24 protein-coding genes are annotated in these 20,838 nt (G+C 64.7%); 12 read left to right on the forward strand and 12 right to left on the reverse strand.

Going from position 1 to position 20,838, the window contains the following annotated elements; genetic code table 11:
* Positions 1-120: 120 nt before the first annotated feature.
* The 3 genes from ACVJ5M_RS20860 to ACVJ5M_RS20870 form a co-directional block, all read right to left on the reverse strand.
* Entirely contained in the window at positions 121-942 is an 822-nt protein-coding gene (locus tag ACVJ5M_RS20860; protein ID WP_354099985.1) for a DUF2182 domain-containing protein, read from the reverse strand.
* A gap of 49 nt (positions 943-991) precedes the next feature.
* Complete coding sequence (locus tag ACVJ5M_RS20865) at positions 992-1,621, reverse strand: DUF1326 domain-containing protein (protein ID WP_063982744.1); 630 nt, start codon at positions 1,619-1,621, stop codon at positions 992-994.
* Positions 1,622-1,870: 249 nt separating this feature from the next.
* On the reverse strand, positions 1,871-2,182 hold the full coding sequence (locus ACVJ5M_RS20870; protein WP_187388027.1) for a hypothetical protein: 312 nt from the start codon (positions 2,180-2,182) through the stop codon (positions 1,871-1,873).
* Positions 2,183-2,382: 200 nt separating this feature from the next.
* On the opposite strand from ACVJ5M_RS20870, the gene ACVJ5M_RS20875 reads away from it, so the two are divergent.
* Complete coding sequence (locus ACVJ5M_RS20875) at positions 2,383-3,558, forward strand: lipase family protein (protein ID WP_354078191.1); 1,176 nt, start codon at positions 2,383-2,385, stop codon at positions 3,556-3,558.
* A 45-nt stretch (positions 3,559-3,603) separates the two neighbouring features.
* Here ACVJ5M_RS20875 and ACVJ5M_RS20880 read toward each other — a convergent pair whose 3' ends face one another.
* The 3 genes from ACVJ5M_RS20880 to ACVJ5M_RS20890 all read right to left on the reverse strand — a co-directional run bounded on the left by ACVJ5M_RS20880 (position 3,604) and on the right by ACVJ5M_RS20890 (position 5,481).
* Positions 3,604-3,789, reverse strand: a complete 186-nt coding sequence (locus ACVJ5M_RS20880) for a hypothetical protein (protein WP_085405527.1) — start codon at positions 3,787-3,789, stop codon at positions 3,604-3,606.
* Positions 3,786-5,000, reverse strand: a complete 1,215-nt coding sequence (gene zigA, locus ACVJ5M_RS20885) for a zinc metallochaperone GTPase ZigA (protein WP_354078193.1) — start codon at positions 4,998-5,000, stop codon at positions 3,786-3,788. The genes ACVJ5M_RS20880 and zigA overlap by 4 nt, the downstream gene beginning before the upstream one ends.
* Before the next feature lie 223 nt (positions 5,001-5,223).
* Entirely contained in the window at positions 5,224-5,481 is a 258-nt protein-coding gene (locus ACVJ5M_RS20890; RefSeq protein ID WP_225005221.1) for a hypothetical protein, read from the reverse strand.
* Between the two features lie 215 nt (positions 5,482-5,696).
* Here ACVJ5M_RS20890 and ACVJ5M_RS20895 point away from each other — a divergent pair, with 215 nt between their 5' ends.
* A complete protein-coding gene (locus ACVJ5M_RS20895; RefSeq protein ID WP_063982749.1) occupies positions 5,697-6,071 on the forward strand; it encodes a hypothetical protein in 375 nt (124 codons plus the stop codon).
* 3 nt (positions 6,072-6,074) lie between these two features.
* Here ACVJ5M_RS20895 and ACVJ5M_RS20900 read toward each other — a convergent pair whose 3' ends face one another.
* Positions 6,075-7,388, reverse strand: coding sequence for a polysaccharide deacetylase family protein (locus ACVJ5M_RS20900; RefSeq protein WP_354078196.1), 1,314 nt, complete (start codon positions 7,386-7,388; stop codon positions 6,075-6,077).
* A 161-nt stretch (positions 7,389-7,549) separates the two neighbouring features.
* Positions 7,550-8,356 carry a polysaccharide deacetylase family protein gene (locus ACVJ5M_RS20905; RefSeq protein ID WP_354099973.1) on the reverse strand — a complete coding sequence of 269 codons (807 nt, stop codon included), beginning with the start codon at positions 8,354-8,356 and terminating at the stop codon, positions 7,550-7,552.
* An 82-nt stretch (positions 8,357-8,438) separates the two neighbouring features.
* Between ACVJ5M_RS20905 and mgtE the strand changes: the two genes are divergently transcribed.
* The 4 genes from mgtE (at position 8,439) to ACVJ5M_RS20925 (ending at position 12,447) form a co-directional block, all read left to right on the forward strand.
* Positions 8,439-9,860 carry a magnesium transporter gene (gene mgtE / locus ACVJ5M_RS20910; protein ID WP_028150524.1) on the forward strand — a complete coding sequence of 474 codons (1,422 nt, stop codon included), beginning with the start codon at positions 8,439-8,441 and terminating at the stop codon, positions 9,858-9,860.
* Between the two features lie 227 nt (positions 9,861-10,087).
* A complete protein-coding gene (locus ACVJ5M_RS20915) occupies positions 10,088-10,423 on the forward strand; it encodes a helix-turn-helix domain-containing protein (RefSeq protein ID WP_063982751.1) in 336 nt (111 codons plus the stop codon).
* A 151-nt stretch (positions 10,424-10,574) separates the two neighbouring features.
* On the forward strand, positions 10,575-11,393 hold the full coding sequence (locus ACVJ5M_RS20920) for an aldo/keto reductase (protein WP_231142135.1): 819 nt from the start codon (positions 10,575-10,577) through the stop codon (positions 11,391-11,393).
* Positions 11,394-11,442: 49 nt separating this feature from the next.
* On the forward strand, positions 11,443-12,447 hold the full coding sequence (locus tag ACVJ5M_RS20925; RefSeq protein WP_063982753.1) for a hypothetical protein: 1,005 nt from the start codon (positions 11,443-11,445) through the stop codon (positions 12,445-12,447).
* A gap of 245 nt (positions 12,448-12,692) precedes the next feature.
* Here the strand turns inward: ACVJ5M_RS20925 and ACVJ5M_RS20930 are convergent, their stop codons facing one another.
* Positions 12,693-13,130 (reverse strand): hypothetical protein, encoded by a 438-nt coding sequence (locus ACVJ5M_RS20930; protein ID WP_354099974.1) that lies wholly within the window; start codon positions 13,128-13,130, stop codon positions 12,693-12,695.
* A gap of 627 nt (positions 13,131-13,757) precedes the next feature.
* Entirely contained in the window at positions 13,758-14,474 is a 717-nt protein-coding gene (locus ACVJ5M_RS20935; RefSeq protein WP_063982755.1) for a DUF599 domain-containing protein, read from the reverse strand.
* A 124-nt stretch (positions 14,475-14,598) separates the two neighbouring features.
* On the opposite strand from ACVJ5M_RS20935, the gene ACVJ5M_RS20940 reads away from it, so the two are divergent.
* The 5 genes from ACVJ5M_RS20940 (at position 14,599) to ACVJ5M_RS20960 (ending at position 17,752) form a co-directional block, all read left to right on the forward strand.
* Positions 14,599-15,261, forward strand: coding sequence for a glutathione S-transferase family protein (locus ACVJ5M_RS20940; protein ID WP_063982756.1), 663 nt, complete (start codon positions 14,599-14,601; stop codon positions 15,259-15,261).
* Between the two features lie 89 nt (positions 15,262-15,350).
* The gene (locus ACVJ5M_RS20945) at positions 15,351-15,719 is read left to right on the forward strand and encodes a YidB family protein (RefSeq protein WP_166342151.1); all 369 of its coding nucleotides are present in this window, start codon (positions 15,351-15,353) and stop codon (positions 15,717-15,719) included.
* A 205-nt stretch (positions 15,720-15,924) separates the two neighbouring features.
* A complete protein-coding gene (locus ACVJ5M_RS20950; RefSeq protein ID WP_014494643.1) occupies positions 15,925-16,116 on the forward strand; it encodes a hypothetical protein in 192 nt (63 codons plus the stop codon).
* Positions 16,117-16,272: 156 nt separating this feature from the next.
* Positions 16,273-17,268, forward strand: coding sequence for a hypothetical protein (locus ACVJ5M_RS20955; protein ID WP_354099975.1), 996 nt, complete (start codon positions 16,273-16,275; stop codon positions 17,266-17,268).
* 43 nt (positions 17,269-17,311) lie between these two features.
* Complete coding sequence (locus tag ACVJ5M_RS20960) at positions 17,312-17,752, forward strand: DUF1489 family protein (protein ID WP_028155001.1); 441 nt, start codon at positions 17,312-17,314, stop codon at positions 17,750-17,752.
* A gap of 9 nt (positions 17,753-17,761) precedes the next feature.
* Here the strand turns inward: ACVJ5M_RS20960 and ACVJ5M_RS20965 are convergent, their stop codons facing one another.
* Both ACVJ5M_RS20965 and panC read right to left on the reverse strand, forming a co-directional pair.
* Entirely contained in the window at positions 17,762-18,511 is a 750-nt protein-coding gene (locus tag ACVJ5M_RS20965; RefSeq protein WP_084795098.1) for a COG3904 family protein, read from the reverse strand.
* 76 nt (positions 18,512-18,587) lie between these two features.
* Complete coding sequence (gene panC / locus ACVJ5M_RS20970) at positions 18,588-19,439, reverse strand: pantoate--beta-alanine ligase (RefSeq protein WP_354099976.1); 852 nt, start codon at positions 19,437-19,439, stop codon at positions 18,588-18,590.
* Positions 19,440-19,719: 280 nt separating this feature from the next.
* Here panC and ACVJ5M_RS20975 point away from each other — a divergent pair, with 280 nt between their 5' ends.
* Positions 19,720-20,643: a division plane positioning ATPase MipZ gene (locus tag ACVJ5M_RS20975; RefSeq protein WP_063982760.1), complete on the forward strand. Its 924-nt coding sequence runs from the start codon at positions 19,720-19,722 to the stop codon at positions 20,641-20,643.
* The last annotated feature ends 195 nt before the right edge of the window (positions 20,644-20,838 follow it).

A 20,838-nucleotide genomic window follows, 5' to 3' on the forward strand; every position in this document is an offset into this window, starting at 1 on the left:
GCAGCCCAGGTCTTCGCCGTTCGGCCGTCCCCGCCTGACGGTTCGAGTGTAGGGCTGGCGGCTCGGCGTGATCGCCGTTTGCAACAGGGCACGCGTACTGAACATCACGCAGGTTGCTCATCACCGTGGCAACGTCACCAGTAGCCAGACGCCGGCGGCCGCACACGCAATGCCGGCGGCGCGCGCGATCCATCGTCCGATCGGCGTAAGTTTCTCCAACAGGACGAGCAGGGCCAAAAGCCCAATCCAAAGCACGTTCATCACCCCGCCTACGAACAAAAGCGCCATCAAGACCCAGCAGCAGCCGACACAATAGCCTCCGTGCCGGAGCCCCAGCAGCAGGCAGCCTCGCAGGTCGTCGCGAAAGCCGCCGTTGCGCATCAGGAACAGAAATGGCGACTGGCATTGGGCGAGACAGACGTCCTTGAGCGGTGTCCATTGATAGACTCCCGCTGCGATCAGCACGATTGCACTGAGTAGATTGCTGGCGATTGTCATCCGGGAATCCAGCAGAACTGCCCGCTCGATCGCCCATTGGAGTAGGGTTGCTGCCAGCGAAAAGCCGCCCCAGGCGAGGAGATAACCGGCCGCAAACCAGCCGGTCGCAGCGAACGGCTTGCCCTGCGCTTTCCCCTGTCGACCCACGCGGGCGTACATGAGGATCATGGGCGCTGCCGAGGGGGCCATCATTCCGACCATCATCACCACCCACATCAGCAACACATACGCGAACTCGATCGCTCGCCAAGGCTCGCTCGCCGGCAACATGATTCCGATCCCGGCCGGGATCATGCGGAACCCGGTCATGTCCATGCCGCCCATGTCCATGTCCTTGGCGAGCCAGAGCACATAGCCCCATGCCAGCGCGACAATGATCCCGATCGCGCCGCCGACGATCCAGCGATCGCGCCGCAGCACGGTTTCCAGGGGGCCGTCGGTCATTTGCGATAAGTGTTGCCGGCCTTCTCGCAAGGCCGGATCAGGAGTTGCATCACGCCTGGTTCGACCAGCGGATCGGCGCATAGAGGCCGTTCTTGCCGGAATTGTCCCAGCGCATGCCATGATCGCTGAACGTATTACCGGCGGCGCCGACTGCCATGACCATCCTGTCGGGGCTGACTGGATGGCCGATGTTGGCCCACATTTCCCCGCTCGGATGCATGGTCGGCAACGGGTCGACGGACATGTGCAGAATATCAGGGATTTCCGCGGATCGCGTCTTGCCCTCGATTCGGAATGTGATCGGGACCTTGCGAACCCCCAGGTTCTTGCTGATCAGCGGTGTGAACGCAGCCATCGGACCACCGGCGGCGCCAGTGAAGATCGCAGCTAGAGCCTCGGTCTGCTCATCGTTGGCGCGCTGGTCGATATAGGCGGCCACCGACCAATCTCCGTCTGCCATGATCCCCGGCGCGTGGAGGATGACCAGGACATTGAGTCCATCGAGCTCGATGTTGCCGTAGCGGCCGCTCTCGACGTGGAAGATCAGCGGTACGTTACAGAAGCCCTCGGTCGGTCGCGCGGTCAGCGGGGGAGCCGCCGACACGAGGCAGGGACACACGATGCTGCAACTGCAATTCTCGAAGTAGTCGCCGGAAAGGTGCCATGGGACATCCGCCATCGCTATCTCCCGCTAGGCCGAACCCGTCAGATCACTTTCGAATGAGCTACGTGGAGTTGAAAGTTACGCTGCGCGGCGAAGTCCCGCAAGCTGAAGTCCCGCAAGCTATTGTGAGGCTCGGTCAATCGACTGGAAAAAGCACCTATCAGCTGGAGATCCACCTGAACTCTTTGCCCATTTCCGCAAGCCATTGAAACTTCAATAAATGCGACCGCCCTCCGAACGCACCAAACGGCGGATCGCGCCGCTTTAGCCGGGGTAGGGGCCTGTTTCTGCCGAAATGCCCTCGCAGATCAAGTCGACGATCTGATCATAGAACATCAGACGAAACTGGCTGCATCGGACGAGATGCGTCTGAGCGAATCTATTCAGCCAATCTGATTTGCCGAGATTGACCACGGCAGCCTGGTGCGGCGGCGGTCCCCAATCGATTGTGTCGAAACTGAAATTATAGACTTCCTCCGGCGTGATCATCGAAACCTGTGGCCGATGAATCCGCAGATGCCTCATGTCGTCCGGTTGGAATGAGTTGGAGCGGGCAAAGCCTGGAACACCGGCCACCCCGCGGGATCCTCCCTGCTCACGCAATTGTTCCCGGACGTAGTCTGCCAGGGGCGCTGGTCGATCGACACCTTCTTATTGCGTTTCTACGATATCACATCTTATAATTGATGAACTCCGAGAGACACGAAATATCGGTCGCTGGCTTCCGGGTCCGAACACGGGCGGCTGGAGTCGAGCGCCTTTGCAAGGAGGGCAGCATGACGCTCAAGTCGGGATTCCAATTCGCGGAGGCGCAACTTCTGCTTGAGATGGCGCAGCGTGCCTACGCGGGCACGCCATCGCTGACCGAAGCGGTGGCAACCTGCGGCGTGCCCTCCGTGCCAGATCCAAGCTCAAATTGGGCGATCCGCAAGGACCTCACCCCGACGAGTGCCACGCTATTGGATAATTACTGGCAGGTCTGGCAGAACCAGAGTGACACCACCCAATACGCGATCGCAGTGCGCGGCACGGTCGCAAGTGCGGCCAGCGTGTTGGCCGACTTGCTGTTCCCCCTGATCAACGCGCGCTTTGACGTGAAGCTCGGTCCGATCTCGCTGCCGTTCTATCTTGCCCGCGATGAGGGTGACAGTGCGGTGAAAGGCGGTGTGCATTCGGGCTTCGCTCTGAGTTTGCTGCTCATGCTGTTCACCACCGATAGCCCATTGTTCGTGACCTTGGGGCTGCTCGCGGAGCAGGGCAACGACGTCTACATCACCGGGCACAGCCAGGGTGCCTCGATCGCCACGCTGCTGACCTCGCTGGTCCGGCACTCGACGGATGTTTTTAAGGGGCCGGCCTACAAGACCTATACCTTCGCGCCTGCCAAGGCCGGCAACGACCATTACGCATACGATTACGCGCGGCTTGCCGCCGTCGACGGATACGGTTGGGCCGTGACGTCGACGCAGGACTGGGTGCCGCAGGCACCGTTTGCCCTGGAGTGGATATCAGACCTCAACACGCCAAATCCGCTGCGTGGGTTCGGCGGCAGTCTCAATCCTGAAGCAACGATCGCGCTCGGCAGCGTGGTCACCGACGGTGAGAGCGCAGTCAATCGCGTTCGCGACGATGCGGTGAGGCGGCTCAAGCAGCGGGTCGAGAGTCTTTCTCGGAGACTGATATCCGAGACGATCCATTTGACCGCCGCCGATCTCGGCGCGGCAACCGCCGCACCGATCACGGGGTCAATGATCTCGGACTTGATCCAACAGATCCTCGACCAGCTTCAGGCCTCGCTGAACTATGCTGACGCCGGCGCGCTGCTGCCGCTCTTCGCCAACCCGGGCGGCAACCCGACCGATGGGACGCCGGGATGCCAGAAGCTGGACTATTTCTGGCAGCACCACCTCGGCAACTACCTGAAATACATGAAGCAGCAATATGGCGGCTGAGCCGGGAAGGACTGCGTGTGCCCTCCGAGCGCACCACCTTCATCCTTATCGCTGTTTTGGCTGGATTTCGGTGGCTGCCTCGCGCGGTGCTCGTTGGTCCAAGCGATCATCAGCTTGTCCGCCGGTCAAAGTGACCGGCGGGAATATGCTGTCGTAGATCGCACGCGCCTCACGGATGAGGCGCTGCCGCTCGAGCTCGGATTTCGGAACGAATCGAACGACGTTGGTCATTTGCGTTCCGCGGCTTCGTCGGCGCGGCGCCAGACCGGGAAGGGGTCCGCGAGCTTCGCCCATTCCGTGACGTTCATCGCCGGCTTTCCCGGGACGAGGCAGGCATCCAGACGGGCGCGGAGCGAACCTTCATCCATACCGGTGCCGATGAATACGATTTCCTGGCGGCGATCGCCGTAGATGTCGTTCCAGTTCGCGCGCAGCTGCTTCCGCCAGGACGGGTCATCGGGCCATCTTTCCGCAGGTACGGCCGCCCACCAGAAGCCAAGCGCCTGCGTGCGCGTGATCGTGCCAGCCTGGCTGATCTCGCCAAGCCATTGCGGGCGCGTTGCCAGCCAGAAATGTCCCTTGGCGCGAATGACGCCGGGCCAGGGCTCCCTGACGAACTTGTCGAACTTTTCGGGATCGAACGGCCGGCGCGCGCGATAGACGAAGTTCGTCACGCCGTATTCCTCGGTCTCCGGCACGTGATCGGCAAAGCCGTAGAGCTCTTTGAACCAGAGCGGATGCTGCTGCGCCCGCTCGAAGTCGAACCGTCCGGTGTCGAGAATGCGATCGAAGGCGACCCGGCTGTGGTTGGCTTCGATTAGATCCGCGTCCGGATTGAGCGCGCGGATGATCTTTCGCGCTGCCTCGCGTTGTGCGGGCGACGCGTCATCGACCTTGTTGAGGACGATGACGTCGGCGAATTCGATCTGCTCGACGAGGAGATCGACCAGCGTGCGCTTGTCGTTCTCAAGCGCTTCGCCGCGCTGATCGAGAAAATCCGTCGACGAATAGTCTTTGAGCAGGTTCACGGCGTCGACCACGGTGACCATGGTGTCGAGACGCGCCACATCGGAGAGGCTTTCGCCGTCTTCGGAACGGAAATCGAAGGTCGCCGCAACCGGCAGAGGTTCGGAGATGCCGGTGGATTCGATCAAGAGATAATCGAAGCGGCCGTTTTCTGCGAGGGCGCGCACCTCCTTCAGGAGGTCGTCTCGCAGTGTGCAGCAGATGCAGCCGTTCGTCATCTCGACGAGCTTCTCGTCAGTCCGGGACAGGTTCGCACCGCCATCGCGAACCAGATCCGCATCGATGTTCACCTCGCTCATGTCGTTGACGATCACCGCCACCTTCAGGCCGTGCCGGTTGTTCAGGACGTGGTTCAGCAAAGTGGTCTTTCCAGCCCCGAGGAAGCCGGACAAGACGGTGACGGGGAGTTTTTGCATGGAGATCGAAGAGCCTTTTCAACGGGATAGGACGGTGACGCTTGGGGAGGGGCATTGGGACCGGATATGTAATGTTATAACATTACATTCGCTGGCGGCGCCGTCGTCAAGTCGTTTCGCAGCTCAGCTGAAATTCACGCGAACATTGAGGTGGATGATCGTTGTAGCGATCGGCTGCCGCTCAGCCCCAGGGCAGCGCGCTCGAAGGACCGGCGCGACGGACTTAGCCGTATTCGTCGCCAATCCCGTATTCGCGGTAGATCTCGAGCGGATCCGTGTCCGGAAACAGGCGGCATTTGGCCTGGGCGAGGTGCAGGCTCACCGCCGACGGCTCCTTGCCGTTCGCCAGCATCTTGCGGATGTCGTCCATATGCGCGCTCGGCTGGTGTTTTGCTTCGAGCTGCTCCAGCGCGACGAGCGCGGTCGCCAGGGCCTCGGTCAGAACCCAGTCGTCGTGGCCCGTGATTCCCTTCTTCGGCATCGGCAGACCCCACATGCGGTGGCTGTGCCAATGTACCGTAGCTTCCGGCGAATCTCCATCGCGCAGCTGGCAACCTTGCGTTTACGTGGAACAGGCAGGCCCCGGTTCTCTCGCTTGCATTATGAACGCGCGTGGCTAAAAGGCGGCCGGCGATCGTATCTTTGTCGAAATAAAGATGGCGTAGACGGATCGCACCGCTCAGGGCTGGAGCCAGCATGGTCTTTCTTAGCTTCGTCTACCGCTTCGTGACGAACTTCGCCTTCATGGCGATGGTCTATTTCAGCCTGAATTTCATGGAGAAATACCAGAACCGGGCGATCCTCGCGATCCTGGTGCTGGTCTATGCCGGCATGCGCGCGGCCTCGACGCTGCGTGCGTTCTATTTCTTCCAGAAGATCGAGAAGCTCGAGGCGGAGACCAAGCGCCTGCAGGCTCCGATCAATGACGGTTCGGGCGCAACGAACGCGCGCAAGCAGGTCGTGGCCGACGTTGGCCGGCTGCGCCGCGACGGCGAGCTCAAGTCCTATATGGACCTGTTCTTCCTGGCGCTGATCGTGCTGCTCTGTGTCGCCAACATCATGCGCCAGTAGAGCTTACTGCGCGCGCTTCTTCAGGCTGGCGACGCGGGTCGGATGCGTCGCGGAACTCCGCGGTGTGGCGCCCTTGGGCGCCGTGCTCTTGGGGGCAATGCTCTTGGGGGCGGTGCCCGTAGCCTGCGCGGTGTGCTTCGCTCCGGCCGGCGCCGTATGTGCGGTCCGATGTCCGCGCGACTTGCCGGCCTTGCCCTTGGCCGCATGGGGCGTCTCGGCCGCCATTGCCAGCCGCATCGCGGCGCGCCGCGACAAGGTCGTCGACAGCAGGACCTCGACCGAGCCCTCGGGGATGGCAAAGAGATCGCGGTTGGGCACGGGCAGGGTGGCCGCGACATTCGCCAGCGCCATCGTCTTGCGCGGCAGCAGCGGCTGATGCTCGGTCTGCGCGTTGAGGTCGGCAAGCGAGGGCGCCGGCAGCGTCTTCGTCTGCGCGAACACGAAGTTCGGCACGGACGGCCAGCGTGCGATCGGCACGGTCTCGGTCGGTGGATGCAGCAGCCATTCCACCGGCGTGGTCGGCGTTGCCGGCCGGTCGGCGGTCGCGGGCACCACATGCACGATGCGATAGCCGCGCGCCTTGAGGTCGCGGATGATCTTCGGCAGCGCCGCCACCGTACGGGGTTGGATGTCGTGCAGCAGCAGGATGCCCTTGCCCTTGGCTTCCAGCCGCTGGATCGCGAGCTGGTAGACGCGGTCGGACGACACATGGCGCCAGTCGTCGGCGGGGAAGTCGGCGCTCCAGACCTGGATGCCGCGCGAGATCAGCAGGTTTTCGACGCCTTCGGCGCGCATCAGGCCGGGAATGCGGAAGAACGGCGCGAGCTTGGACGAATCGGTCATCGCGGCCGAGGTCCACTCGATGCCGCCGTTGATCTGCGCCTCGGCCTTGTCGAGCGGCATCCGGTCGAACGTCAGCGGATGGTTCATGCTGTGCGTGCCGACAGTGTGGCCCGCGGCAATCAGCTTGCGCACGCCTTCCGGGTTCGCCTTGGCCTGCTCGCCGATGATGAAGAAGGTCGCCTTGATGCACTCGTCGTCGAGCATCTTGAGGATCTGGTTCGAATATTTCGGCAGCGGACCGTCGTCGAAGGTCAGGACGACTTCATGGTCCTTCAGCGGCAGCGTTTCGCGGTACTGCATGGTGCCGATGCGCGGATGCTCGCGCGGATCAACCACGAGGGTGCGGGAAGTCCCGAGCGCGTCCGGATGGCCGGGACAGTCCGCCGCAAGGGCCGCCGGTGAACCGACGACCAACAGCCCCAGACACAGGACGATCCACGATCGCGTCCGAACAACAACGCTACTTCCGATCATGAACCTCGTCTGCCTCCTTACGCGACTGCCGCCTTAATTGGTCGGAGACGCCCAGAAACGGTTCAGGCGCAATACCCTCTACATCCTTGCATGCCGTAGCATGAACAGACTGTTAATAGGGCCCAAATCACCCCATTTTGCACCGGCGTGACATTACGGCATCAATGCGCATCGGCGCTTTTCTGTGATGTGCCCGCCGGCACGACGTGAACGACGCGATAGCCGTTGTCCCTGAGGTACCGCAGGAAGGCCGGCATGATCGCGGCCGTGCGTGCCTTGGGGTCGTGGAAGAGGATGATGCCCTTGCCGGCGGCGGCGAGGCGCTCGGTGACGAGCTTCAATTCCTGCTCCGGCGTCATCTCGTTCCAGTCGCTGGCCCAGAGGTCGGCCCCGAACACGACGATGCCGCGTGACTGGAGCAGGTCGAGCTGCGCTGGCGTCCCCTCGAAATAGGGGAAGCGGAAGAACGGCGTCGAGGGCGTCGTCGTCGACGCGCCTTTGAGCGCCGTCTCGTCGGCTGCGATGCCGCGGTCGATCTCGCTCTTCGCCTTCTCGAGCGGGATCCGCGCCATGAACGGGTGCGACCAGGTGTGGTGGCCGATGGTGTGGCCCTCGCGGGCAATGCGCTTGACCATGTCAGGATGTTCGGAGGCGTGCAGGCCGATCAGGAAGAAGGTCGCGCGCACGCATTCCTGCGCCAGCGCCGCCAGCACCTTCGACGTCGTCGGCGGATGCGGGCCATCGTCGAAGGTCAGCACGACCTCGTGATCGGCGAGCGGCAGCGTCTGCGGAAAGCTCTTCAGGCCCACGCGCGGCGTGGTCTTGGCGTCGACGCTCAGAACGCGCGAGGTGCCGAGCGCGTCCTTGCGCGGGCAGTCCGCGGCCTCCGAAGCGGCGATGCCGGCGAGGCCCGCGAAGACCGCGCCCACCGAGATCGACATCCATTTCAGCCGAAGCATCTTTGCCATTGCGCTCGCAGTTCGCTTGTGGGTATTGCCTGACCGTCAGCTCAGACCACTCGTTCCAACCTGTCAAACGGCGAGGCGCGCCATGGATGAACATATGGACGGTGCCCCATCCGCCGAGGCCTCGGTACTCGACCACGTTCCGATGCGCAATGAAGACGGCGAAATTCGTCACGAATTCGTCGAGGAGATTGCCCATGCGATCGAGGCCGGCGACAGCGCCGCGCTGCGCGCCTGCGTTGCCGAGCTGCACGAGGCCGATCTCGGCGATCTGATCGGAGCTCTCGCGCCCGACCACCGCGTTCGCCTGGTCGAGCTGACCGGGCGCGACTTCGACTTCTCGGCACTGAACGAACTCGACGAGGGCGTGCGCGAGGAGATCCTCGAGGAGCTGCCGCCGGAGACCGTTGCGGAAGGCGTCCGCGAGCTCGAATCCGACGACGCGGTCGAGCTGCTGGAAACCCTCGACGAGGCGGAGCAGGAGGAGATCCTCGAGAAGCTGCCGTTGCAGGAGCGCGTCGCGCTCGAGCGCAGCCTGCTTTATCCCGAAAATTCCGCCGGCCGCCGGATGCAGACCGAGTTCATCGCGGTGCCGCAGGATTTCACCGTCGGGCAGGCGATCGACTACATGCGCGAGACGCCGGATCTGCCCGACCGCTTCTACGAGATCTACGTCGTGGACAAGGACCAGCACTGGCAGGGTGCGGTCTCGCTCGACGTCCTGCTCCGCGCCCGCCGCCCGGTCGCGCTTGCCGAGCTGACCGACGAGGATCGCCGTCGCGTCTCCGTCCTGGAGGACCAGGAGGAGGTGGCGCGCATGTTCGGCAAGTACAATCTCGTCGCGGCCCCGGTGCTCGACACCCAGGATCGCCTGGTCGGCGTCATCACCGTCGACGACGTCGTGGACGTGATCGAGGAGGAGGCGGACGAAGACCTCAAGGCGCTCGGCGGCGTCAACAGCGACGAAGAACTCTCCGACACCGTGTTCACCATTGCGCGCGCGCGGTTCAACTGGCTGCTGGTCAATCTCGCCACCGCCTTTCTTGCATCCTCGGTGCTCGGCCTGTTCGAGGGGCAGCTCGAGAAGATGGTCGCGCTTGCCGTGCTGGCGCCGATCGTCGCGAGCCAGGGCGGCAATGCCGCGACCCAGACCATGACGGTCGCGGTGCGCGCGCTTGCGACGCGCGAGCTCGGCTCCTCCAACGCCTGGCGGGTGGTGATGCGCGAAGGCCTGGTCGGGCTCGTGAACGGCCTTGCCTTCGCCTTGATCACGGGCATCGCGGCGGTGGCCTGGTTCAAGATCCCGGGCCTCGGCATCGTCATCGGGCTTGCGATCATCTGCAACCTCGTCGCGGGCGCGCTCGGCGGCATCCTGATCCCGATGGCGCTCGAACGTGTCAGGGCCGATCCGGCGGTCGCGTCAGGCACGTTCGTCACGACGGTGACCGACGTCGTCGGCTTCTTCTCCTTCCTCGGCATCGCGACGCTGTGGTTCGGGTTGAGGTAAGGCGCGCTATGCCCTCGCGTGTTCCGGGCGCGCTGCAACGCCCTTCGCGTTGCTGCGCAGAACCGGGACCCAGAAAGCAGCACGGCACGTGGTGGCGAAATGGGCCCCGGCTCAGCAGCGCACCGCTGCGCGCTGCGCTGCGTCCGGGGCACGAGACCGTCTTCGCCCACCATCATCTTTAATCCGAACTTAAGCGACCTGCCGCATCATTGCCCGTGCTTGGGGGAATGAACATGCGGTTGCGGCTGAAGGCGGACGGACGGGTCGTCGAGTTGCGGGATGGGCAGGAGCTTCCGGTCCAGCCGTTTCCAGTCCAGCCGTTGCCGGTCCAGCCGGCGGCCAATGCCGCCCCTGGCGAAGATGCCAGCTCGCTTGCGGTGCGCGCTCTGCGCCGTCGCGCCTGTCTCACCCAGATGGAGTTCGCCGCCAAGCTCGGCGTTCCCGTCGAGACCATCCGCAACTGGGAGCAGGGCAAGCGCGCCCCGCGAGGACCCGCCCGCGCGCTGCTCGCCGTGATCGCGCATGCGCCGGACACCGTATTCCAGGCGCTCGCCAAAGCCTGACGTCAAGGCCGGGCGCGAACCTCCCGTTAGCATTGCCCTGAATATCCGGCCCGGCGCCGGCGCCGGCGTCGTCCGTTGGCAGTGTCACGGGCCGGGTCCATAATGGCGCCCGGATGATGTTTTGAGGCGATCGCAACAGAGAGGATTCCTCATGCTGTTCGTCGAGGCCAATGGCGCAAGGATACCGGCGATCGGGCTCGGGACCTGGGAGCTGGGCGGGCGCGCTTGCGGCCGCGTGGTCGAGCAGGCGCTGCGGCTCGGCTATCGCCACATCGACACTGCGCAGGTCTACGACAATGAGCGCGAGGTCGGCGACGGCCTGCGCGGCTCAGGCGTGCGCCGCGACGACATCTTCCTCACGACAAAGGTCTGGACCAACCATTTCGCGCCCCATGATCTCGAACGCTCGGTCAAGGAGAGCCTCGCCCGGATGCGGCTCTCCTCCGTCGATCTCCTGTTGCTGCACTGGCCCAATTCGCACGTGCCGCTGGAGGAGACGCTGGGTGCGCTGTCGCATGCCAAGCGCATGGGCCTGACCCGCCACATCGGCGTTTCCAATTTCACCGTGGCGCTGACCGAGCAGGCGGTGGCGCTGTCGCCGGAGCCACTCGTCTGCAACCAGGTCGAATATCATCCTTATCTCGACCAGACGAAGGTGAGGGCAACCTGCGACCAGCATGGCCTCGCACTGGTCGCCTACAGCCCGATCGCCAGGGGGCGCGTCAAGGCCGACCAGACGCTCGCCGGGCTCGGGCGCGCGCATCGCAAGACGCCGGCACAAATCTGCCTGCGCTGGCTGGTGCAACAGAATGTCGCTGCGATCCCGCGCACCTCGCGCGTCGAACGTCTGTCGGAAAACATCGATATTTTCGATTTCGAGCTCTCGGACGACGAGATGGCCCAGATCGCCGCGCTGGCAAATCCCAAGGGCCGCCTGACCGATTTCGGCTTCGCGCCAAAATGGGATTGAGAGGGGGCCGCTGTATGCTAGGACCGGCGTGGCAACCCAAGATCGATCGATGGAACTGCGGAAGATCATACGGACGGACATTGCAGCGTCGGCGGTCGCGCATCTGACGCTGGTGGCGCTGATCATCCTGATCAGCGAAGTCCATCCGTTTCACGCCGCGGTGCCCGAGACTGTTTCGGTGGACATCGTCACGCCGGAGCAGGTGAAGGAGGAGGAGGCCAAGGCCGAGGAGAAGGCTCAGGAGCAGGCTCAGGAGCAGGCGAAGGAGAAGCCGCCGGAGCCGCTGCCGGACCTGAAACTGCCGAAGCTGGATTTCACCGACAAGGACAAGGCGGAACCCGCGCCGAAGCCTGCGACCAAGCAGCAGGCCGCGGCGCCGTCGCCGTCACCGCAGGCCTCGCCTGAACCGCAGCAGAAACAGCCGCAGCCGCAACCCTCGCAGGCACCGAAGCAGCGGGAGGCCAATGTGCAGCCGCAGCCTCAACAGCCGCAGCCGTCACAACAGCCGCCTCCGCAACCCCAGCAACAACCGCCGCCCCAGGTGATGCCGCAGCCGCCGTCGCAACAGCCGCCGCCACAAGCGATGCAGCAGCCGCAAGCGGCGCCGCCGGCCTATCAGGCGCCGGAGCCTGACGTGACGGTCAAGTACGGCGTCATGCTGGGCTTGCCGCCGGAATTGCCGCCGGAGCTGCCGAAAGACGCCCCCAAGGACGATGGCGGCGATGCCAAGGATTCGATCGCAGCCAAGCTGCCACCCGAGGTCATCGCCGCGCTGCGTCGCCACCTGAAGAGCTGCGCCAAACTGCCGGCCGGGGTCGACCCGACCGACAACGTCAACATCAAGCTGCGCACGGTGTTCGCCACCGACGGCACGCTGGCCCGCCCGCCGATCCTGATCGAAGCTCCGCCATCCGCGAAGGGCGTGGCCATCGTGAAATCCGCGACCGCCGCGCTCCAGGCCTGCCAGCCCTACAAGATGCTGCCGCCCGACAAGTATGGTGAATGGAAGATCTTGGACCTGCCGTTCTCGCCGCGGGATTTTGGCGGAGGGTAGGCGGCTCGTACCCATCCTGCGAGCTAAGGCCTCCCGGTTCGCGGCTTCAGCCATGCCATGATCACGGCGTGCGGCGTTCTCCGGCTGCGTGGCAAGCTATGTCTTTCGATGGTGCGCCGTGCAAAGGCGCCGGCCTGCTCGGCGGAGCCTCGCTGCGCCGGCGCGAGAGCCATCCACTCGCGAATGACGGCACGTCGAATTTTCGATTTTGGCATCGGATCAAATCCATGAGTTCGGGTGGATGTTCACGCGGCCTGCCGAAGGGGGATGGCCTCCGAGCGCCGCGCCAGAAACACGCTGCCACATGGATGCTCGGCGCCTTGCAGGACGACGAAGCCGCGCTTCGTCACTGCGGCACGAAGAGTGTCCTTCGCAGCTGCCTTCTGCGCGTCGAGCCAGATCACCAGCACGGCGCGGGGGCTCAGGAAATCGTCGAGCCAATCCACTGTCGCATCGAGTGCGTGAAGCGTGCGTCGCCGCCAATCCACGAGCGCGACTTCATATTGACCTGCCGGCCGGCCGCAATTACCTGCAGCAGCCGCCAGCAGATATCCGCGACGATGCAGCTCAATCACTAATTCCATGCTCTTCGCGCCGACCACGACGATGCGTTGCCGCGTCGAGCAGTTCGCGATGGCCATCATCGGATCGATGATCCTGTCGCTGACCCCTGAGTTCGACATCATTTCACCAGTTCGCTACGCCGCGCGAGCTTGCGCAACGGAGCGGATATGGTGCCGGAGGCTGTATGATTTCGAGATTGGCGCGATCGCGGTTGCATAGGATCGGCATAGGACCGGCCTCGGCCGCGCGCTGCCGGAAACTTACGCCGCGCTTATAAACAGACGATGCACTCCCCATCGCATTCAAATGCCGTCAGCGCCATTCTTCCGGCCCGCGCGTGCTATCGCGCCTTGCCTGGAGACAAAAAATGTCCGCTTACCGTGCATTGATCGTGGGACTACACGATCGTCCTATCAGAATGATTCACATGGATTGCATCGATGATGAAGCCGCGATCAGCTCCGCGGAGAGGCTCGTCGACGGTCGCGACGTGGAGCTCTGGCAGATGGATCGGCCTGTGGCCAGATTCGATTGCCGGTCCGGGACGATGCGCAGGAAGTAGGCCGGGATATCGCCGAGTGGGCGAGCCTCGCGCCTTGGGATGACGGAGCTAGTCGCGTCGTCATTGCGAACGTAGCGAAGCAATCCGGACTGTCACCGTGAAAAGATCCTGGAGTGCTCGCTGCGCTCGCAGTGACGGTGTGGAGAAAACGCGTGCCGCCCTTCGCTCGCGCGCAGCAGATGCCTCAATAGCCGCGCTTCCGCGTCTCCGCACCATCCATCTCCTCCGGCGCCATCGCCGCCCATGCGCTCGATGCGAACTGCCTTCGCCAGGTGACGATCACCACCGCCGCCGTGGTCACGAACAGCACCCAGGGGCTGACGAACCAGCCGAGATAGCCGAGTGCGAAGAAGAAGGCGCGCTGGCCGCGGTTGAAGTGGCGGCCGGCGGATTCGAACAGGCGCGAGGTGCGGATGACGTGGGCCTCGGCCTCGGGCGTGTCGCGCCGGTCAGCCGGCGGCATGCCGCCAAACAGGATCGCGACATAGTTGAACAGGCGATAGGCCCAGGCGAATTTGAAGAAGGCGTAGACGCAGATCAGCACGAGGCCGACGCATTTCAGCTCCCACATTGCGGGCGAGGTGCTGAGGTCGATCGGCAGCTTGCTCAGGATCGTGATGGCGTCGTTGGTGGCATGCAGCAATGCCAGTGCGCCGCCGAGCGCGAACAGGCTGGTGGAAGCGAAGAAGGCGGTGCCATTCTGGAGCGAGGCCATGATCTGCATGTCGACCATACGGGTGTCGCGGTCGAGCAGGCGGCGGACCCAGACCTCGCGATAGCGGTTCATGCGCGCCGACAGGCTGTCGCGGCCATAGGCCGAGTGCTCCAGCGTCAGGGCATAGACCAGCCATTCGATGATGAAGAAGCCGACGGCCGTGATGTCGACCCAATGCCTGCCCATGTCTCACTCCTCACGAAGATCGCAACGATTGCCACGCGCGGCCGGGTGCGGCAACGATTGATTGGCAGCAGGCGATGGCGCTAAAAGCAGCCGCATCCAAAGGACCTAGGGAAGGACCAGCGACATGGCAGCGCTCAAGCTCGCGATCGGAAACAAGAACTACTCGTCATGGTCGATGCGGCCATGGCTCGCACTGCGCGCCAATGACATCCCGTTCGTCGAGACCGTCATTCCGCTCTACACGGATAATCCCGCGGACAAGGATCGGATCCTGTCCTTCAGCCGCGCCGGCAAGGTGCCGGTGCTGGTCGACGGCGACATCACGGTGTGGGATTCGCTCAGCATCATCGAGTACATCGCCGAGCGCTATCCGGACGTGAAGCTGTGGCCCGACGATGTCGCCGCCCGCGCACACGCCCGTTCGGTGTGCGCCGAGATGCATTCCGGCTTCATGGCCTTGCGCAACGAATGCGGCATGAACCTGCACCGCCCCGTGGGCGCCGTGACGCTGTCGGCGGACGCCAGGGCCAACATCGCGCGCGTGCAGGAGATCTGGCGGGAGTGCCGGGCGCGCTACGGTGCCAAGGGACCGTTCCTGTTCGGCCGCTTCGGTGCGGCGGATGCGATGTACGCCCCGGTCGTGCACCGTTTCCGCACCTACGCGATCGAGGTCACGCCGGAGACCAGAGCCTACATGGACACGATGATGGCGCTGCCGGCGTTCCAGGAATGGACCCGTGACGGGATCGCCGAAACGCTCGTCATCGAGAAATTCGAGAACGTCTAACCCGCGAATGTGATCGGGCGCCGCTTGACGATGTGCAGGCTGGCGGCGCTCAATCGCGGCGGAAGGACCGCTTGGGAGAGGGCAGGGGCATGGGAATTCTGGACTCGCTGGAAAACAATCCGGCGCTTCGCAGCGCGCTCGGCCAGCTCGGCGCCGCGGTCCTGCCGGCGGTGTTGAACGAGGTGCTCGGCAGCAACAATCAGGGCGGCCTCAGCGCAATCGTCGCGAAGCTCCAGCAGTCCGGCTTCGGTGACCAGGTCAAATCCTGGCTCGGCAACGGCCAGAACCTGCCGATCTCGGCCGACCAGCTCCGCGCGGTGCTCGGCAGCGACACGGTTCGGCAGCTTGCGGCGCGCTACAACATCCCGGTCGATCAGCTCGGCCAGATTCTGGCCCAGGAACTGCCCAAGGCCGTGGACCAGGCAAGCCCGGAGGGGCATCTGCCCCACACCGCCTGAGGGAGCCGGTTCCAGCGGTATCCTCCACTCACCGGTTCCCGCACTATCGTCCTGAAAATACTGCCGGATCGGCCTATTTGCCATGCCTGTATACCGCTGGCCAAAACGCCGCATTGCGTGCTATATGTCACGCCGGGTTTTCAGCCGGTCCGACGCAGTGGGACCCTGGGCACGGCCGGCGCTGTTTGAGTCATGGAGATGGGCGTTGAAGCATAAATTCCCCGTGGGAACGCGCGTACTGTTCACTGCCAGCAACGTCGCGCGCCCGGCTGCGAGTGGCTCATACGAGATCATCCGCCTGCTGCCGACGGATGGCGACGACTGCCAGTACCGCATCAAGAGTTCGACTGAAGCGTTCGAGCGCGTCGCCAAGGAAAGCCAGCTCGCCCAATCCTGACGGATGACGGTGCCGCGCGTTGACATCGCGAAGGAATTTGCTTCGCTCGCCGTCAAAAGGCCCCCTTCGCCTCGACATGGTGAACCGGGGGCAGTTGCCGACTCGCGGGGGCTCGCTTTGACCATTCGCTCTTTGCTCGCGTGAGGGACGTCGCGCATGAACTGGGCATGGGCCACTTCGTTCGACCAAATCTCGCGCCCACAGGCCTTTCCGATGTGGATGATCCTGGTAGCCGCCGGCCTCCTCGGCCTGATTCTCCTGATTACGCTGGTGCGCGCCGAAAGGTCGGTTGCCAACGGCGCGCTGACCGTCATCACGCTGCTTTCCATTGCCATCGCCGTGGCTGCCACCGTGCGCGTCTATGGTCCGGCGGAGGAGGCGCCGCCCGGCGAGGCGCGCGCGCAGAGCGCGGTCATCGCCAGCCTGCCGGCGCTGTCCTGTCTCGACGATCTCGCCGGCAATGCCGTGGCGATTGGTTGCGAGAAGGCGCTGTTCGGCTCGCCTGACGCGGCGGCTGCGGCGGTCTCCTACACCGCCGCACGGATCGACCGGCTCACCGCGCTCGGCGATGCCGCGACCGCCGAGAAGAGCCTGACGCTGGACGTGAAGGTGCTGCGCAAGGCGCTCGAGCGCGATCGCTACGGCTTCGTCGCGCAGGTGCTGGTTGCGCGCGACGGCTGCACGCAGTTCGACTGCCCCGCCTTCCGCTCGCTGACCGATCAGCAGCGGGTCGCCGCCAACATGGATTCCCATCTCTACGACACGCTGGTCGCACGCTATGCGCCGGGCTGGAACGCGCCCGCAACGGCCCCGGCGATGCCGGCCACCGCGGCGCTTGCCGGGATGCCGCCATCGATGCCGACGGGCAGGCCGACCAATGCGGAGTTCCCGAGCGCGTCTTCGACGCCGCCGGTGAGCATCATGAATCCGGAGCCGCCCACGGCGGCGGTGCGACAGGCGGCGCCTGCCGGAGGCGCAGCCTCGGCGCCGCGCGCGTCCGCTCCGACCTCGGCGCAGGCTGCTGCTCCTGCGGCGCCGGCTGCGAAGAAGCCGCCGGCGCCGAAGGCCGCGCGTGCGCCGGCCGCAGCACCGGTTCCGCTCGCCCCGCCGGCCCCCCCAGCCGCGGCTCCTGCGGCTGCGGATAACGAATAGTTCGGCATTCCAAATGCGTGGCGGCCCGGCTAATGCTGGGGCCATGCCGCTACATCTGATCAAGCTCGCCGTCGGCTGCGACTCCGTCAAGGAATTGAAGGGGTGGGTCGCCGAACGGATGCAGACCGCCAAGAAGAAGGGTCTGCCGCAACATCACATCCACATCACCCGCATGGTGCCCAAGCGCGACGCCGAGATCCTGGCGGGCGGATCGCTCTACTGGGTGATCAAGGGCGAGATCGCCGCGCGTGAAAAGATCATCGGCATCGAGCCGTTCCGCGACAAGGACGGCATCGGCCGTTGCCGGATCGTGATGCAGCCGAAGGTGATCTCGGTATCGCCGCGGCCGATGCGGCCGTTCCAGGGCTGGCGCTACCTCAGCGACGATTCCGTGCCGCCCGATCTCGGCAAGTCGGCCGCCGGCTCGATCGCGGCGATGCCGGAGCCGATGCGACGCGAGCTGCGCGATCTCGGACTGCTCTGACGCGGCCGCTCATGGCGGCGTGACGATGTGCAGCCGCGCCCAGTCGGAGGACGGCATCACGACCGGACGTCCGCCTTCGCCGATGGCGTCGATGATGTCGACCAGCTCGGGCTCGACGCCCATCTCGTGCAGGTACTTGCGATACTGCTCGCCAAAGATCGCCGTCAGGCTCTCGCGCTGTTCGGGCGCCACGTTGGGCGCGCGGCGATTGCGGATGGAGCGGCCGGCCAGCACCACCGTCGCACCTTGCGGGAGGCTGCGATGCACCCCGCCGGCGAGCATGAGGACGCACGCGAAATCGCACGCCGGATCCGGCAAGGATACCTTGGCGTCGAGCGGCCCGCCCGGGCGCTTCAGCGCAAAACAATCCGCCTCCGGTTTGCCGGCGCAGGCCTCGACCTCGGTCGCGCCGGCGGTGGCATCCAGGCCGCGGTCGCGCAGGATGCGGCCCATGCTGACCGCAACATTGAGGTTGGAGCCGCCCCGGCTATGGATGACGAGCGGCAGCTTGTGTCCCGCCTGGCGATCGAGAATTGCGATCAGCCGCTTGTAGCTGTCCCATTGCACCGTGCCCTCGGCGGCGATCCAGTCGGAGCAGCCCGGTCCGCAGGCCCCGGCGGCGCCATGGGCGACGTAGAAGATCATCGCATCCGGCGGCGACCCGTAGAGGCCGATCGGCGGGCGCTGTTGTGCCTGGGCGGCAGTCGCGGCGACAAGCGCCAGCACGCCGTTCACGATCATCGTGCGGATGAATGACATGCCCCTGCCGGTCGGCTCGTTTCCTCGCCCCGATCATCCATCCGGGCGAGGCAACGCGCAAGATCGACCCTGGCGGTTACACCGCGATATTGTCGATCAGCCGGGTCGTGCCGAGCTTGGCCGCCACCAGGATCCGCAACGGGCCGTCCTTGCGCGAGGTGACCTGCGCCAGCGTCTCGGCATGGCGCGCCTCGAAATAGTCGAGCGCAAAGCCGGCCGCCGTGATCATCCCGGCGCCGCGCGCCATCGCGGATGCGATCGCTTCGCCGGCGCGGATGCGCCCGGCGCTGTCCTTCATGGCGCGGTACAACGTGGTCGCGGTCTGCCGCTCCTCCGGCGAGAGATAGACGTTGCGCGAAGACATCGCGAGCCCGTCGCGCTCGCGCACGGTGCGGGAGCCGGTCACCTTGACGCCGAGGTCGAGGTCGCGCGCCATCTGCGTCACCACCCGCAGTTGCTGAAAGTCCTTCTCGCCGAAGATTGCGACATCCGGCCGGCATTGCGTGAACAGCTTGCCGACGACGGTGGCGACGCCGCCGAAGAAGTGCGGCCTGAAGCGGTCCTCGAGGCCGGCCAGCGCCGGCCCCTCCGGCACGATGCGGGTCGCAAAGCCGTCCGGATACATCGCCTCGGCGCCGGGGTGCCAGACGATGTCGACGTCCTCGGCGGCGAGCTTGGCGAGATCGGACTTCCAGGTGCGCGGATAGGCACCAAAGTCCTCGGTCGGCGCGAACTGGGTCGGGTTGACGAAGATCGACACCACGACGCGACTCGCGCGCCGCCTGGCGAGGCGCACCAGCGACACATGTCCGTCATGGAGCGCCCCCATGGTCGGGACCAGCGCGATCGTGGCCTTTCGCTTGCGAAGATTGTCGACGGCGCGTCGCAAGGCGGGGACCGTGCGGGCGATCAAGGGGCTTCGTGACATCAGGACTCGACGGGGTTGGGAATGGGAAGCGGGCGCGTCCCGGCGCCCGGCCGGCTAACCTTAACAAGCGCCGATCGTGGACGCCATGCATTCGGATGCGGCACAGCATCCCGCGCGAGGCCGCGCACGATGTCGCGACATGGCTGAATCACAAGCGAGAGATGGTGCCGTGATTCATTTCGAACACGGCGCGCTGCGATTTGCATTTACTGTCACGCATTTCACTTGACCGCAGACGCGGCCAACTCGAAGATATTCATCAGGGGTGTTGAGGATCGCTATGCTTGTGCAGGCTAGCCAAGGCCAATCCGGCTCGGCGCATGTCGTCGTGCTCGGCAACGAAAAAGGCGGCTCCGGCAAGTCGACCACCGCCCTGCACATCGCGGTCGCGCTGCTGAAGGCCGGCCAGCGCGTCGCCACCATCGACCTCGACTGCCGTCAGCAGAGCTTTACCCGCTACATCGGCAACCGTTCCGCCTGGGCGCGCCGCACCGGCCTCGGCCTCGAGCTGCCGGTGCATCGCTGCATCAAGCTCGGCGAGACCATGCAGATCGCCGAGAACGAGAATTCCGAGTTCCAGCAGTTCATGGAGGCGGTCTCGGCGGTCGAGAGCAATTTCGACTTCATCGTCATCGATACGCCGGGCACCGACAGCTATCTGATGCGCTTGGCGCACTCGATGGCCGACACGCTGGTCACGCCGATCAACGACAGCTTCCTCGATTTCGACGTGCTCGGCACCGTCGATCCCGCCAACTACGCAGTGACGGGCGAGAGCCACTATGCCGAGATGGTGCGGGATGTGAGGCGCAAGCGGCGCCAGCTCGACGGCTCCAGCACCGATTGGATCGTCGTGCGCAACCGCCTGTCGATGCTCGGCTCCCGCAACAAGCAGCTCGTCGCCGAGGGCCTCAAGGATTTGTCGCTACGGCTCGGCTTCCGCTACGTCGACGGCTTTGCCGAGCGCGTCGTCTATCGCGAATTTTTTCCGCGCGGCCTGACCGCGCTCGATGAGATCGACGAGGCCACGCTCGGCATGCGGCCCAACCTTGGCCATCTCACCGCGCGGGAAGAGGTGACGGGTCTGCTCCGCCAGCTCAAGCTGCCGCTCGACGAACGCGGCCGCCGCCGTGCGGCAAATCGCGCCGAGTGGTTCAGCCAGGTCGACAAGCCGCTCGAAGTCCACGACATCCTCGGCGCCTGAGGCGGCGGTATATCGCTACTTCCAGCCGATTGAAGCTGCCGGTTCCCGCCGGAACTGAGTGCGGGCTTGGCCGTTTCACCCTGTGTTTACCGTGAAATTGAAGCCAATCGAGACCGGTTGCGTCGGATGGTAGCCTGCCACCTGACGTAGCCGCCTGAGAATGGGATGCCCAAGAAACGCGTGCGCCGCACAATG

This window comes from Bradyrhizobium sp. S3.7.6 (genome assembly GCF_054061875.1).